Source organism: Neisseria sp. P0001.S005 (genome assembly GCF_051963715.1).
In genome coordinates, this window is record NZ_JBQCTZ010000409.1 from 1 (window position 1) to 1207 (window position 1207).

The 1207-nt window shown below is 45.6% G+C and carries 2 protein-coding genes; both read right to left on the reverse strand.

Going from position 1 to position 1207, the window contains the following annotated elements:
- Window positions 1-26: 26 nt before the first annotated feature.
- Window positions 27-860 (reverse strand): 50S ribosomal protein L2, encoded by an 834-nt coding sequence (rplB, locus tag ACTHSP_RS20655; protein WP_049350999.1) that lies wholly within the window; start codon window positions 858-860, stop codon window positions 27-29.
- A 5-nt stretch (window positions 861-865) separates the two neighbouring features.
- On the reverse strand, window positions 866-1180 hold the full coding sequence (gene rplW / locus ACTHSP_RS20660) for a 50S ribosomal protein L23 (protein ID WP_002243944.1): 315 nt from the start codon (window positions 1178-1180) through the stop codon (window positions 866-868).
- Between the last annotated feature and the right edge of the window lie 27 nt (window positions 1181-1207).

Below are 1207 nucleotides of genomic sequence, written 5' to 3' on the forward strand. Positions count from 1 at the left end.
TTTTTTTAATGAACGAGCCATACTAATTAACCTTTATTTGAGTAACGACGACGAACAATCATGTTATCCGTGCGTTTGTTATTACGAGTGCGGTAGCCCTTAGCAGGAGTACCCCATGGGCTAACCGGTTCGCGAGCCTCACCAGTACGGCCTTCACCACCACCATGTGGGTGATCAACAGGGTTCATTACAACACCACGAACGGTCGGACGAATACCACGCCAGCGGTTAGCACCAGCTTTACCGATTTTTTTCAGGCTTTGTTCTTCGTTACCAACTTCACCGATAGTTGCACGGCAATTTACGCTAATTTTGCGCACTTCACCAGAACGCAAACGAACTTGTGCGTAAGCACCTTCTTTTGCAAGCAATACCGCAGAAGCACCAGCAGAACGTGCAATTTGTGCACCTTTACCTGGTTTCATTTCGATACAGTGAATAGTTGTACCAACAGGAATATTGCGGATCGGCAGAGTGTTACCTACTTTGATAGCAGCTTCAGCACCGGAAACCAATACTGCACCGGCTTGAATACCACGTGGAGCAATGATGTAGCGACGCTCGCCATCTGCATAGCACAACAGTGCGATAAATGCAGTACGGTTAGGGTCATATTCGATACGCTCTACTTTTGCAGGGATACCATCTTTGTTACGTTTAAAATCTACAATGCGGTAATGATGTTTATGGCCACCACCTTTATGACGGGTAGTGATATGACCATTGTTGTTACGACCGGCAGTAGAATTTTTCTTTTCCAGCAGAGGTGCATAAGGTGCACCTTTGTGCAAACCTTCTGTTACCACGCGAACCATGCCGCGACGGCCTGCAGAGGTCGGCTTCATTTTAACGATTGCCATTTTGTTTATTCCTTATCTGCAGCTGCAGCAGCGGCTTCCAAATCCAACTCTTGACCGGCAGCCAGACTCACATAAGCCTTTTTAACATCGCTGCGACGACCTAAAGTGCGACCAAAACGTTTAACTTTACCTTTAATGGTAACAGTAGTAACGTCTGCAACTTGAACTCCGAACAGCAGCTCAACAGCCGCTTTAATTTCAGGTTTGGTTGCATTTGCCAAAACTTTAAACGTCATTTGGTTACGTTTTTCAGCCAATACGTTGCTTTTCTCAGAAACGATAGGTGCCAAGATTACTTGAGTCAAACGTTGTTGATTCATACCCATTGCTCCTCTAATTGTGCAACT

Excerpts from the sequence above, each read along its gene's own strand:
- rplW (WP_002243944.1), bottom strand. The coding sequence starts at position 1,180 with ATGAATCAACAACGTTTGACTCAAGTAATCTTGGCACCTATCGTTTCT.
- rplB (WP_049350999.1), bottom strand. The coding sequence starts at position 860 with ATGGCAATCGTTAAAATGAAGCCGACCTCTGCAGGCCGTCGCGGCATG.